Below are 13,481 nucleotides of genomic sequence, written 5' to 3'. Positions count from 1 at the left end.
CTGCGGGTTGTTCAACGCAGGCACTCATTCCATCCCACTGCAACTGGACAATCCGTGAACACTTTTGCCAACCTCACCATTCGCACCAAACTCACCCTGATGATGGGTATCGCCATTGCCGCCCTGCTGGCCAGCAGCCTGACCGGGTTTTTGGGCATTCGCGCCGTGACCAGCTCCATGAACGAAATCGGCCAGGTTCGGCTGCCCTCGGTTTTGGGCCTTGAAATCGTGATGAATGCGCGCACCGCCATCCAAGCGACCAACCGACGTGTCGCGTTTTACGAAAACGACCGCCAAGCCCAGGCCGAGTTCGACAATATTTTGAAATCGCTGGACAAGCGTTGGGCACGCCTGCAGGAAGGCTGGAAGCTGTATGAACCCCTGCCCCAAACCGCCGAGGAAGCAGCGTTGTGGAAGCAGTTTGAAGCCAAGCAAAGCGAATGGAAGGCGGGTGCTGACCAGATTCGGCAAACCATTGAGGCGCTAAGCCGCACACGGTCTGAAGTGGAACAACAGCAATTGTTTGTGCGGTACTACCAGCAAATGAAAGATTTGCTGCCGGTGTACAACGCCTCGGAAGATTTGCTCAAACAGATCGTCGACCTGAACGTGAATATTGGCAACGCCTCTGTGGTGGAAGGCGCCGCTGCCGCTGAGAAAGCCAACGGGGTCATGCTGACGGTGGCCCTGATTGCCCTGGGCGGCCTGCTGGCCGTGGGTATCCTGATTGTGCGCAGCACCCTGAAACAATTGGGTGGCGAGCCGAATTTGGTCAACAACATTGTAGGCCGGGTGGCCAATGGCGACCTGTCGGTGAGCATCCCCCTGCAAGCAGGCGACAACACCAGCATGTTGGCATCGATCAAAGCCATGGTGGACAAACTGTCGGGCATCATTACAGAGGTGCGCAGCGCCACAGACAACATTTCCAGCGCATCGGTGCAAGTGTCGTCCACCGCACAAAACCTGAGCCACGCCACCAGTGAGCAAGCAGCCTCAGTGGAAGAAACCAGCGCCGCCATGGAAGAAATGTCCACCTCGGTGGCCCAAAACACCGACAACGCCAAAGTGACGGAAGGCATGGCGTCCACGGCAGCCCAACAGGCCCGCGAAGGGGGTGAAGCGGTGGCATCCACCGTGGCGGCCATGCGCGACATCGCCGAGAAAATCAGCATCATCGACGACATTGCCTACCAAACCAACATGCTGGCACTGAATGCGGCCATTGAAGCGGCGCGCGCTGGTGAACATGGCAAAGGCTTTGCGGTGGTGGCCACCGAGGTGCGCAAACTGGCCGAGCGCAGCCAGGTGGCGGCTGCAGAAATTGGCCAGGTGGCCGCAGGCAGCGTTGAGCTGTCTGAACGGGCTGGTCAGCTACTGGGGCAGATGGTGCCGGCGATTACACGCACATCAGACCTGGTGCAGGAAATCACCTGCGCCTCGCAGGAACAAACCGTGGGTGTGGAGCAGATCAACAGCGCCATGCAGCAGATGAGCCAGATCACCCAACAGAATGCATCGGCCTCCGAAGAATTGGCGGCCACGGCCGAACAGATGTCGGCCCAGGCCAGCCAACTGGCTGAGGTGATGTCGTTCTTCAAGACCAGCGCACGCTGAACACTCGAAAACCCTGAGACTGCAAACGCCACAAAAGCGTTTGCAATCTCGGAGGCTGAACGCGAGAATCCAATCTCCCCCGGAGATTGATCATGTTTGCAAACGTCCGTCGCCCTGAAGTGCTGCCCATCGTGCTGGCTGCTGCCGGCATTCTCATGGTCACCATGGGCATACGCCAGTCCATGGGCCTGTTTATTGGCCCCATCAACAACAGCACGGGCTTGGGCATTGCCACCATCAGTTTTGCATTGGCGATTGGCCAATTTGCATGGGGTGCCATCCAGCCCATTGCGGGTGCTGTGGCCGACCGCTATGGGCCCAAGCCCGTGTTGCAGGGTGGCTTGGTGGTGCTGGGGCTGGGTTGTTTGCTCACCGCGTTTGTAGACAGCGCCTGGATGCTGGTGCTGTCGGCTGGTTTGCTGGCGGCCATCGGCTCGGGTGCAGGCAGTTTTTCGGTCTTGATTGGTGCTGCAGCCCAGCGCTTGCCGGCCGATGCGCGCGGCACGGCCTCGGGCATCATCAATGCCGGGGGGTCGCTGGGGCAATTTGTGTTTGCTCCACTGCTGCAAAAGTTGATTCAGTGGCTGGGTTGGGCGGGCGCGATAGGATCGATGCTGCTGGTGGCACTGGCCACCCTGCCCTTGGTGAACAAGGTCACCGGGCAAGGCGTGATTGCCGATACCCAAGGCAAACCCGGCGATGGCGGACTGAAACAGGCCGTGGCGCAAAGCCTGAAAGACCCCAGCTACCTGCTGTTGCATGCCGGCTTTTTTACCTGCGGATTTCACATTGCATTTTTGGTCACCCACCTGCCGGGCGAAGTGGCCTTGTGCGGCCTGCCGGCCAACGTGGCCAGTTGGTCGCTGGCCATCATCGGGTTGGCCAATATTGCGGGCAGCTTGTTGGTCGGGCAACTCATATCCAAACACCGCAGCAAAATGGTGCTGGCCGTGATGTACGGCTCACGCAGCCTGCTGATTGTGGCTTACCTGCTGCTGCCCAAAACCGACTGGACCTTTTACGCCTTTGCCGCAGGGCTTGGGTTTACCTGGCTGGCCACGGTGCCCCCCACAGCGTCGCTCGTGGGCAAACTGTTTGGCACACGCTACCTGGGCACACTGTTTGGGCTGACCTTGCTGTCGCACCAAATTGGCGGCTTTTTGGGCGCCTGGCTGGGCGGCCTGGCCATGGTGGAATTTGGCAATTACCAATGGATGTGGATGGCGGACATTGCCTTGGCTGCGATGGCTGCGGTGGCGAATTTGCCGATTCGGGAGGCGCGGGTTCGGAGTGCGGTGGTGGCGTGAAGCGTCGCGCCAATGCACCCAGCCTAGAAAAGCGTCCAGCGCATTCACTCCCCTTTGCGACGGTCCATTGGTATTTCCCTCGCTGAGCCTCACGATCGCTGAGTCCGCCCCTCCAAACAGCGAGTCGGGATCGGCCTCTGGGTCAGCCAGAAGGCTGAGCCCACCGCGCCTGCTTGTCACGCTCGGGCCAATGGCCCTGACTGTCGCTGCAGGGGAGGTGAGCCGCGCAGGCCGCTGAGCCGGCACCACCAAATGCACCGAGTCTTTTTGCCCCCAGCAACACCGGTGTGCCCGGTGCCGAACAGTCAGCCACCCGATCGGTTTGACCCGCACAGCATTCGAACACACGGACCGAGTTGTCTGAGCCACGCAGTGGCGAGTTCTCGGTCCGGTTCGAAGGCGCGGGGCAACCTTTACCTTCGGGGGGCGTTCGGCACGGGCCACCGGTGCTGCTGAGGGCTGTAAAAACGACCGGGTTACCGGTGTTGCCGGAGGGCATAAAAAAACCGGCATTGGTCTTCACCAACACCGGCTTTTTCACCACACCCAAGCAAGCTCAGAACGGAATGTCGTCGTCCAGATCAGCCACGCTTTGAGGCGCACTGCGCTGCGGCGCAGACCGCATGCCACCACCACTGGAACGGCTGGGTGCAGGGGCTGAATCAAAATCGCCACCGCCACCCATGGATGAACCGCCACCGCCGCCGTCACGACCACCCAGCAGTTGCATCTGGTCAGCCACAATTTCCGTGGTGTATTTGTCCTGACCCGACTGGTCTTGCCACTTGCGGGTTTTCAAACGGCCTTCGATGTACACCGAACGGCCTTTTTTGCAGTATTCACCAGCAATTTCAGCCAAACGGCCATAAATCACCACCCGGTGCCATTCGGTTTCTTCTTTCTTCTCACCCGAGTTTTTGTCTTTCCAGCTGGAGGTGGTGGCCAGCGACATGTTGACCACGGCACCGCCGTCGGGCAGGTAGCGCACATCCGGGTCTTTGCCGAGGTTGCCGACCAGAATGACTTTGTTGACTGAGGCCATGTGTGAATTGCTCCAAGAATTGTTGTGTTCAAATGCGGGAAAACGGGTGCGACAGAAACAGCTATGCGGCGGCGGCCTGCGGTGCAGAACGGGCAGGCAACGCGCGGATGCCAGCGGCCAGCAACAGCCACACCAGCACACACGCAAGGATGCCTTCAAACACGCCATGGGCACCCACATGCCTGTAGGCCAGACCACCCAGCGCGCCGCCGGCAAACAAGCCCAAGGCCTGAGACGTATTATATACACCCAGGGCCAAACCCCTGTGGCTGAGTGGTGCCACCCGTGACACCCAAGAGGGTAGCGTGGCCTCCAGCAAATTGAAGCTGATGAAGTAGGCCAACAACAGCGCCACCAGCACCCAGCCGTGCTCGGCCAGCACCACAAAACCCAACTGCACCAAGGCCATCAGGCCAATCGCGCCCAGTTTCACCACCTTGTTTTTGGCCTTTTTTTCAGACCACACCATGAGCGGCACCATCAACACAAACGAGCCCACCACCACGGGCAGGTACACCTTCCAATGCTGGGCCAAGGGAAGGTCAAGGCCACTCACCAGCAAACCGGGCACCACCACGAACATGGCCATTTGCGTGAGGTGCAGCATGAAAATGCCGAGATTTAAGCGCAGCAGGTCGGGTTGGGTGAGTACGCGGAACGACTCGCCCCAACTGCCCGCCAGCTTGCGGGTTTGTTCTTCCAGCGTGACATGGGGCAATTGCCACACAACCACGGCGATGGCCAGCAGGCTGAGCACACCGGTGAGGCCAAACAAGCCATCCAGACCGAAAAACTTGTACAACACGGGTGACAGCACCAGCGACAAGGCAAAGGTAACCCCAATGGACGCGCCAATCATGGCCATGCCCTTGGAGCGGACTTCATCGCGGGTTACATCGGCCAACAAGGCTGACAATGCTGCCGAAATGGCGCCAGCACCCTGCAAAGCCCGGGCCCACACCAACTGCTCGACCGTGTGGGCTTTAAAACCCAAAAAACAGCCCGCCGCAAACACCAGCAAGCCCGCAATAATGACGGGCCGGCGCCCCACACGGTCAGACGCCCAACCCAGCGGGATTTGCATGCAGGCCTGTGCCAAGCCATAAATGCCCATGGCCAAACCCACCAGGCTGGTGTTGTCGCCGCCGGGCAAGCCTTTGGCGTGCAGGGCAAACACCGGGAGGATCATGAACATGCCAAACATGCGCAAGGCGTAGATGCTGGACAACCACACGGCGGCTTTGCGCTCGGTGGGCAACATCTTGAAAACGTCGGGGGTGGTGCTGCGGCTCATGGAAACACAGTGGGTCGATGGATGGACTGCCCCCGGCAAGCTGTTGCAAACGGCACGGGCCGGGAACCCCTATGGTATCAGGAATAAAGATCGACTTAATTTTTCAGGCTTACTGTGGCCCGTGTTGTTGACCAACCCAAACACATCCCATGAGTGATTGCTTGAATCTGCCCGCTGGACCGCACTGTGCCGTACTGGTGCACGGCCTGGGGGCCAATCAGCTTGAATTGGGCAAACTGGCCCAAGCCTTGCACCGGGAAGGGTTTTCGGTGGTGGTGCCCCGAATACCCGGCTACACCATGGACAGCGGTGAGGCGGACCACACAGCTTGGGGAAATGCGCTGGAACAACGCGTGCGGCAGTTGAAAACCCGGTTTGAGAGCGTCTCGCTGGTGGGCTTGTCCATGGGCGCCACATTGTGTCTGCAAGTGGCTTCCCAAGTGGACGTGGATGCCTTGGTGCTGTTGTCGATCTGCCTGGCCTACGACGGCTGGAGCATGCCTTGGTACAGCGGCCTGATGCGTTGGGCGCGTTACATCCCATTTGCACGGCGGTTCAAACTGCTGGAAAAGGAGCCTTATGGCGTGAAAAACACCGACTTGCGAGCCATGATCAAAAAGTCCATGCAATCCCACCATGTGTCGGAGTCGGGTGTGGAGGCGTTGGAGTTTCGCCTGATTTTGAATGGCTTTGAATTGATTCGCTCGGCGTGGCGAACACTCCACGCGGTGAAGGCGCCCACGTTGTTCATCCACGCTGTGGACGATGAAGTGGCCCACATCCGAACCCCGGAACGGGCTTTTGAACAATTGGCCAGCCCAAGCAAAGAGTTCATTTACCTGGGCGATTGTTATCACATGATCACGGTGGACAACGAACGGGAACAGGTGAAGCAGGACGTGACCCGCTTCCTGAAAGAACGCATGAATGCCAAAACAGGTTCTGCCGTGTTTGCAGTGCCCGAGGTGATTTCACCCGAATTGCGCCGCAGTTTGCGCCGCAAAGCCCGGGAGTTTGTGCAATGAACATTCAAAATGCGGCGGACTGGTCACCCCACAGCACCGAACAGAAAGTGCTGGGATCACTGGGCCTGGTGTTGCTGTCGGTCGTGGTGCACTGGGTGTTGAACCCCTGGGCTGATGGGGTGGACTTTCTGTACCTGTTTGCCACTGTGGGTTTGGGCAGCACCTATGTGTTTGGGTACCGTTGGGGGCTACTGACCACCCTGACCGGCTTCATGGCTTGCCAGGGGTTGTTCAAGCCGACTGTGTATGTGCTGGACGGCATTTCGCCGCATGAATGGTGGGCACTGGCCGATTTTGCATTGGTGAGCGTGAGCACGACGGTGCTGATTGAACGCCTGCAGCGACTGCGATACCAACAGACCTTGGTGATGAAGGTGATGCAGTCGCGCCACCAGGCCATGCTCTACTCGGAAAACTTGCGGCAAGTGCAGGCCCGCGAATGTGAACGGATCAAAGCGGACATGGACGCTCTGCGACTGACGGTGGGACAGGGAGAGAAAACCCAATTACACTAATGGGTTGGCCGCAAAGTCCTTTCGCTGTATTGCATGAATTCCATCCGCATTCGGGGTGCGCGCACCCACAACCTGAAAAACATCTCGCTGGACTTGCCGCGTGACTCGCTGGTGGTGCTCACCGGTTTGTCGGGCTCGGGCAAAAGCTCGCTGGCCTTTGACACCCTGTACGCCGAGGGGCAGCGCCGCTATGTGGAAAGCCTGTCGGCCTATGCCCGGCAGTTTTTGCAGCTCATGGAAAAGCCGGACGTGGACCTGATTGAGGGCCTGTCCCCAGCCATTTCGATTGAGCAAAAGGCCACCAGCCACAACCCGCGGTCCACCGTGGGCACCGTGACTGAAATTCACGACTACCTGCGATTGCTGTTTGCCCGCGCGGGCACACCCCGCTGCCCCGAGCACGACCTGGAACTGAGCGTGCAAACCGTGAGCGAAATGGTGGACACGGTGCTGGGTTGGCCGGAAGACACCAAGGTGATGATTTTGGCGCCGGTGCTGAACCAGCGCAAAGGCGAACACAGCGAACTGATGAACGACTTGCGCGCACAAGGCTTTGTGCGGGTGCGCTTGAAGACCGGGCCGCAAACCCAGGCCGAGGTGGTGGAACTGGACCGCTTGCCCGTGCTGGACAAGCACCACAAACATGACCTGGATGTGGTGGTGGACCGGTTGAAAGTGCGCATGGATGCGCGCCAACGCCTGGCCGAAAGTTTTGAAACTGCGTTGCGGCTTACCGACGGCAAAGCCATTGCGTTGAATTTGGACACCCAACAGGAAACCCTGTTTTCCAGCAAGTTTGCCTGCCCGGTGTGTGACTACAGCCTGACCGAACTGGAGCCTCGGCTGTTTTCATTCAACAACCCGGCGGGTGCCTGCCCGGTGTGCGACGGCCTGGGCCATGAAACCTTTTTCGACCCGCTGCGCGTGGTGGCCCACCCGGAAGTGTCGCTGGCGGCAGGGGCGATCAGCGGCTGGGACCGACGCAACGCCTTGTACTATCAAATGATGCAAAGCCTGGCCGCGCATTATGGTTTCGATTTGGAAACCCCCTGGAATGAACTGCCCGACGATGTGCAGCAGGTGGTGTTGTACGGCTCGGGCAGCGATGAAATCACCTTCACGTACTTGAGCGAACGCAGCAAGCCGGTGTGCAAAACCCACGCCTTCGAAGGCATTGTGACCAACCTGGCCCGGCGCCACCGCGACACCGACTCCTCGGCCGTGCGGGACGAACTGGGCAAACTGATGGCGGTGCGCTCATGCCAGGCCTGTGGTGGTTCACGCTTGAAAACCGGCGCACGCCATGTGTTCATTGGCGACGCCGAACAACGCAAGGCCCTGCATGAAGTGACTGAGTTGCCCATTCAGAAATGCCTGGACTATTTCAACAGCCTGCAGATGCGCGGGGCGAAAGGGCAGATTGGCGAAAAAGTGATTTCCGAAATCAAAGCCCGCCTGCAATTTTTGAACGATGTCGGTTTGAATTACCTCACCTTGAACCGCAGTGCCGACACCTTGAGTGGCGGCGAAAGCCAGCGCATCCGTTTGGCCAGTCAAATTGGTTCGGGCCTGACCGGTGTCATGTATGTGTTGGATGAACCGTCGATTGGACTGCACCAGCGGGACAATGATCGGCTCATTCAAACCCTGCTGCGCCTGAAAAACCTGGGCAACACGGTATTGGTGGTGGAACACGACGAAGACGCCATACGCTGTGCCGACTACGTGGTGGACATGGGCCCCGGTGCGGGCGAACATGGTGGCCATGTGGTGGCGGCTGGTACACCGCAGGACATTCTGGACAACCCCGATTCACTCACCGGCCAATATCTGGGTGGTGTGTTGAAGATTGATCGCCTGTCGCCCCTGCGCAAGGCAGACCCAGCTCGCAAACTGACGGTGCACGGTGCACGGGGCAACAACCTGAAAAACGTCACGGTGGACATTCCCGTGGGCTTGTTTGTGTGCGTAACAGGCGTATCCGGCTCGGGCAAATCAACCCTGATCAACGACACCCTGTTGGCTGAAGCTGCACGGCAATTGAACCGCGCCCATTCGGAAGCAGCACCGCACGAGCAGATCACCGGGCTGGAACATTTCGACAAGGTGATTGCGGTGGACCAAAGCCCCATTGGCCGCACACCCCGCAGCAACCCGGCCACGTACACGGGCTTGTTCACGCCGATTCGCGAACTGTTTGCGGGCGTGCCAGCCGCGCGCGAGCGGGGTTACGACGTGGGCCGCTTTTCATTCAACGTGAAAGGTGGACGTTGCGAGGCCTGCCAGGGCGATGGCGTGGTGAAAGTGGAAATGCACTTTTTGCCCGACATGTATGTGCCCTGCGATGTGTGCCACGGCAAACGTTACAACCGCGAAACCCTGGAAATTCTCTACCGGGGCAAAAACATTTCCGAAATTCTGGACCTGACGGTGGAGCAGGCGCTGGAGGTGTTTGCGGCCGTGCCCACCATTTCGCGAAAACTGCACACACTCATGGATGTTGGGCTGGGTTACATTCGCTTGGGCCAATCGGCCACCACCTTGTCAGGCGGCGAAGCACAGCGTGTGAAGCTGTCGCTGGAGCTTTCAAAACGCGACACCGGCAAAACCCTCTATATTCTGGATGAACCCACCACTGGCTTGCACTTCCATGACATTGCCCTGTTGCTGAAAGTACTGAACCCGCTGGTGGAGCAAGGCAACACCGTGCTGGTGATTGAACACAACCTGGATGTGATTCGCTGTGCCGACTGGATTATTGACATGGGCCCGGAAGGTGGCGATGGCGGCGGTACCGTGGTGGCGCAAGGCACACCGGCTGAAGTGGCCAAGAACAAAGCCAGCCACACAGGGCGCTTTTTGAGCAAAATGATGAAACACATGGCCAAACAAACTGCGGGAGGACAAGTGGCATGACATTCAACTGGCATCAATGGATGGACCGCATTGAGGATTCCAAATGGGTGGAATGGACCACGCTGGGCATCAAGTTTGTGCTCATTTTGGTGCTGGCCGCGGTGGTGCTCAAAGTGGTCAAAGTGTTTATTGGACGCGTGGGCAAACGCCTGCAAGCCAAGGCCGCCACACGCGGTGAACGCAAACGCATCGAGACCTTGATGCGGGTGTTCAAGTACGTGGCCAACATCGTCATCATGATCATGGGTGTGTTGGCGGCACTGAACACCATCGGCATTTCGATTGCACCGATGCTGGCGGCTGCCGGGGTGGTGGGCATTGCTGTGGGCTTTGGTGCACAAAGCCTGGTGAAGGATTACTTCACCGGCATTGTGCTGCTGATTGAAAACCAGATCCGTGTGGGCGACGTGGTCACGCTGGACAACCGCACCGGCACGGTGGAAGAAGTGACCTTGCGCTATGTGCGCCTGCGCGACGCAGAGGGCAATGTGCACTTTGTGCCCAATGGGGTGGTGAGCTCGGTCACCAACATGTCCATGGGCTTTTCGTACGCCATTATTGATGTGGGCATTGCCTACAAAGAAAATGTGCAGCGCGCCATGGCACTGATGGATGAGGTGGGCCAGAGCATGTTGAATGAGGAACCGTGGAAAAACCAGTTGATGGGCGAATTCATGGTGATGGGCGTTCAAATGCTGGGCGATTCATCCGTGGTCATCCGCTGCCGGTTTAAAACCGTGGGCGGTGAGCAGTGGGCCATCCGGCGAGAATATTTCCGGCGCATCAAGAATGTGTTCGACCGGGAACAGGTGGAAATTCCATTCCCGCAGATGACACTGCACAAAGCAGCCGACTGAACCATTTGGCGGGTGTGGCCACTGAGTGATCCTTTTTTCAATCCACAAGGCCACCCATGACCCCCAATCATTTTCGTTTTACACCCAGCGAATTGTTGTCCGTTGCTGCACAAATCGGCCGTGCCCAGCAGATGCAATTTGAGCACTCAAGCACCGGCAGCACCTCCCAAGCCGGTGGCATCCTTCAAACAAGCCAGCACTTGGCCGCGCAGCTTCCATCCCAGGCTGTCCCAACGCTCAATCCTGTGCCCTTGGACTCCCTGCCCAGCCTACAGATCGATTTCAAGACCATGATGCGACGGGTTGTTCAACAGAGTGACCCAGAAGCACTGTCTGTGCTGGTGCTTGGGCATCGCGCCGGGGAAGTCGAAGCCACCGAAAACCTGGCCATGGTGATGCTCCAAGGCAAACACCGGGCCGATGGGCAACGGGACGTGAACACAGGCGCAAACTTGTTGTCTCACGCTGCCCTACAAGGCTCGGTCAATGCCAATTATTTTTTAGGTCTTCTGCTGGAGAAAGGCTTGATCAGCATTTCTGGCCCCGAGCACGACCTGGCACTGGCCAACCGTTTTTATGTCAAAGCGGCCCAACTGGGCCACCGAGAAAGCATCGAGCGCCTTCAGCTGGCTGAGCTTGTCAGCAAAGGCGAAGTGCCCAGTGCGGCTCAAGTCGCTGAAGCCAAGGCCGCCGCTGGCAGGGCAATTCTGAAACTCAACCCCGTTGGCTGAAGCAACTCCACCGATAATGCACCGTGATGGCGCTCAATGCCCCGCTTGGCGATGGCCAGCCCCAACCCTTGGCCTGCCTTGTCGCCGTGCTTGAAAAACGGGTCAAATATTTTTGGCAATAGTTCAGCGGGCACGCCAGGCCCCTGGTCTTGAATTGAAATCTTCAAGCCATCGCCGTTGGCCGATGCACTCACGGTGATGGTCTGCCCCTGGTGGCTGTGTTTGATGGCATTGCGAAGTATATTGTCAAAGCTGCGCATCAGGAGTTCTGGTTCACACGGCAGGTTCCAGTGGTCCACCGTGTTGTTGAACACCACCTGCACATCCTGCGAACCCGCCTCAAACTGGGCATCTTCCACCACTTGCGTCAACAACTCAATCACATCCTGCTCGTCTTCAGGCTCACCCAATGAGCCTGAGTCCAGACGAGACAAACGCAACAATTCATCGATCAAATTGTCCAGTCGTTCGGCTTCCAGCTCGATGCGACTCAAACTTTGTTCCAACTGTGCCGGGTTTTGCCGGGCAAGGCCGGTGGCCAAATTCAAGCGCGCCAGTGGCGAGCGCAACTCATGTGACACATCGTGCAGCAGTGCCTTTTGTTGATCGATGCGCGCCTGCAATTCATGGGCCATCAAGTCGAAGCCCTGCAACAACTGACCCACCTCATCGCCTTTGCCGGCGCTGTGTTTTCCATCGGTGAGGCGAACGCTGAGATCGCCTTTGGAGGCCGACCGAAAGGCTTTGCGCAACCGCGTGAGGGGTCGGCTGAAATAGTAGGCCAACACTCCGGCGAACAGCATGCTGGCGACAAAAACCACCAGCCAGTTCACCCAAGGCATGGGCGGCAACAACGGCGGCTCCGGCTTTCTTCGGGACTTCGCAGCCTCACCCAGTGCCGGTGGCTTGGGCTTTGGAATGAACAACACCCACCGGGTTTGGTCAGGGTCGGTGGTGACCACAATGCCCGACTCCTCCAGCTCACCGGCGTCCAGCGCCTTTTGTACGCGCGCTTGCAATTCAGCGGGCACGGCCCGGTCAAGCAACTCCTCACCATCTTCACTCACGGCGTACACGGGGACTGGACCACCAGTGCGATGGTGGTTGCGGGTCAGCAATTCCTTAAGTGCATCGGGCCCTTTGCCCTCCAGCACCGCTTGTGTGGACTCGAGCAAAAACTGGGCACGCGGCCCTTCGGCCAAGTCTCGCAATGAAGGGTCTTCACGCAGGGCGTGCAGCACCACACCGGTCAAGCCCGCCGCCACAAACAGACACAACCAAAAGGCGAGAAAGAATTTCCAGAATAGGGTGCGCATGAAGGCTTAACCCTTAGCGAAGACTGAGCTGATAGCCCTGCCCGCGAATGGTGTGCAGGGCCAAAGCGCTGCTGTCTGCATTCAGGTTCAGTTTGCTGCGCAGGGCGCTCATGTGCACATCAATGCTGCGGTCAAAGCGCTCCAGTTTTCGGCCCAAGCCCAGTTCGCACAACACCTCTTTGCTGACCACTTCGCCTGAATGGCTCATCAGCACTTCCAGCACATTGAACTCGGCACTGGTCAACTCCACAGGCTGCCCCTGCAAACTGGCCTTGCGCTTGCTGGCATCCAGCAGCAAGGGGCCCAGGTTGTGCACCTGCTTGGCGGCTGAAGCATTGGACGGCTCTGCTGAGCGGCGCAGGATGGCACGAATGCGCGCCACAATCTCGCGGGGCATGCAGGGCTTGGGCACATAGTCATCCGCCCCCAACTCCAGCCCCACAATGCGGTCAATGTTGTCGCCCCTTGCGGTCAACATCAACACAGGCACCTCGCTGGTTTGGCGCAAGGCTTTCAACGTGTCCAACCCATTTTGCTCACGCATCATGACGTCGAGCACCACCAGGTCCACCCCGCCTTGCTGAATACGGTTCAGCCCCTCCAGTGGGTTGGCACAGTGCTCAGCCTCAAATCCTTCGCCGCGCAGGTATTCACAGAGCATGGTGCCCAATTCAATGTCGTCGTCGATGTGAAGAATGCAGGTCATGTGGATGTTCAGCTACGTCAACCAATGCCCACAGTGTACCGTTGGAAAGGAAGCGACCCCAAGTTGTGCCACGGTGGGTTTACTTTTCTTTACCGACACCGTGACCTGCTTTACAGGCTTGCTGTGCAAGATGGACACCGTGATGCAACAGCATC

The 13,481-nt window shown here is 58.4% G+C and carries 11 protein-coding genes; 7 read left to right on the top strand and 4 right to left on the bottom strand.

Going from position 1 to position 13,481, the window contains the following annotated elements; all coding sequences use genetic code 11:
* Nucleotides 1–54 precede the first annotated feature (54 nt).
* Nucleotides 55–1,617, top strand: a complete 1,563-nt coding sequence (locus VGE55_RS10880; RefSeq protein WP_331131712.1) for a methyl-accepting chemotaxis protein — start codon at nucleotides 55–57, stop codon at nucleotides 1,615–1,617.
* A 92-nt stretch (nucleotides 1,618–1,709) separates the two neighbouring features.
* A complete protein-coding gene (locus tag VGE55_RS10875) occupies nucleotides 1,710–2,924 on the top strand; it encodes an MFS transporter (protein ID WP_331131711.1) in 1,215 nt (404 codons plus the stop codon).
* 556 nt (nucleotides 2,925–3,480) lie between these two features.
* On the opposite strand, the gene ssb is transcribed toward VGE55_RS10875, so the two are convergent.
* Entirely contained in the window at nucleotides 3,481–3,966 is a 486-nt protein-coding gene (gene ssb / locus VGE55_RS10870) for a single-stranded DNA-binding protein (protein WP_331131710.1), read from the bottom strand.
* A gap of 61 nt (nucleotides 3,967–4,027) precedes the next feature.
* On the bottom strand, nucleotides 4,028–5,260 hold the full coding sequence (locus VGE55_RS10865) for an MFS transporter (RefSeq protein WP_331131709.1): 1,233 nt from the start codon (nucleotides 5,258–5,260) through the stop codon (nucleotides 4,028–4,030).
* A gap of 149 nt (nucleotides 5,261–5,409) precedes the next feature.
* On the opposite strand from VGE55_RS10865, the gene VGE55_RS10860 reads away from it, so the two are divergent.
* From VGE55_RS10860 to VGE55_RS10840, 5 genes are read left to right on the top strand one after another with little or no spacing between them, the layout of a single operon-like run.
* Nucleotides 5,410–6,285, top strand: a complete 876-nt coding sequence (locus VGE55_RS10860) for an alpha/beta hydrolase (protein ID WP_331131708.1) — start codon at nucleotides 5,410–5,412, stop codon at nucleotides 6,283–6,285.
* Nucleotides 6,282–6,800 (top strand): DUF4118 domain-containing protein, encoded by a 519-nt coding sequence (locus tag VGE55_RS10855; protein WP_331131707.1) that lies wholly within the window; start codon nucleotides 6,282–6,284, stop codon nucleotides 6,798–6,800. The genes VGE55_RS10860 and VGE55_RS10855 overlap by 4 nt, the downstream gene beginning before the upstream one ends.
* Before the next feature lie 33 nt (nucleotides 6,801–6,833).
* A complete protein-coding gene (uvrA, locus tag VGE55_RS10850) occupies nucleotides 6,834–9,716 on the top strand; it encodes an excinuclease ABC subunit UvrA (protein WP_331131706.1) in 2,883 nt (960 codons plus the stop codon).
* The gene (locus VGE55_RS10845; RefSeq protein ID WP_331131705.1) at nucleotides 9,713–10,573 is read left to right on the top strand and encodes a mechanosensitive ion channel family protein; all 861 of its coding nucleotides are present in this window, start codon (nucleotides 9,713–9,715) and stop codon (nucleotides 10,571–10,573) included. The genes uvrA and VGE55_RS10845 overlap by 4 nt, the downstream gene beginning before the upstream one ends.
* Before the next feature lie 56 nt (nucleotides 10,574–10,629).
* A complete protein-coding gene (locus VGE55_RS10840; RefSeq protein ID WP_331131704.1) occupies nucleotides 10,630–11,304 on the top strand; it encodes a hypothetical protein in 675 nt (224 codons plus the stop codon).
* Here VGE55_RS10840 and VGE55_RS10835 read toward each other — a convergent pair.
* Both VGE55_RS10835 and VGE55_RS10830 read right to left on the bottom strand, forming a co-directional pair.
* The gene (locus tag VGE55_RS10835; protein ID WP_331131703.1) at nucleotides 11,241–12,620 is read right to left on the bottom strand and encodes a sensor histidine kinase; all 1,380 of its coding nucleotides are present in this window, start codon (nucleotides 12,618–12,620) and stop codon (nucleotides 11,241–11,243) included. The two genes, VGE55_RS10840 and VGE55_RS10835, sit on opposite strands and share 64 nt — an antisense overlap.
* Nucleotides 12,621–12,633: 13 nt before the next feature.
* Complete coding sequence (locus VGE55_RS10830) at nucleotides 12,634–13,326, bottom strand: response regulator transcription factor (protein WP_331131702.1); 693 nt, start codon at nucleotides 13,324–13,326, stop codon at nucleotides 12,634–12,636.
* Nucleotides 13,327–13,481 lie beyond the last annotated feature (155 nt).

The sequence above is a fragment of the Limnobacter sp. genome (genome assembly GCF_036405155.1).
Taxonomy (GTDB): domain Bacteria; phylum Pseudomonadota; class Gammaproteobacteria; order Burkholderiales; family Burkholderiaceae_B; genus Limnobacter.
The sequence above is the reverse complement of the archived record's forward strand: the minus strand, read 5'-3'. Positions and strand labels throughout refer to the sequence as shown.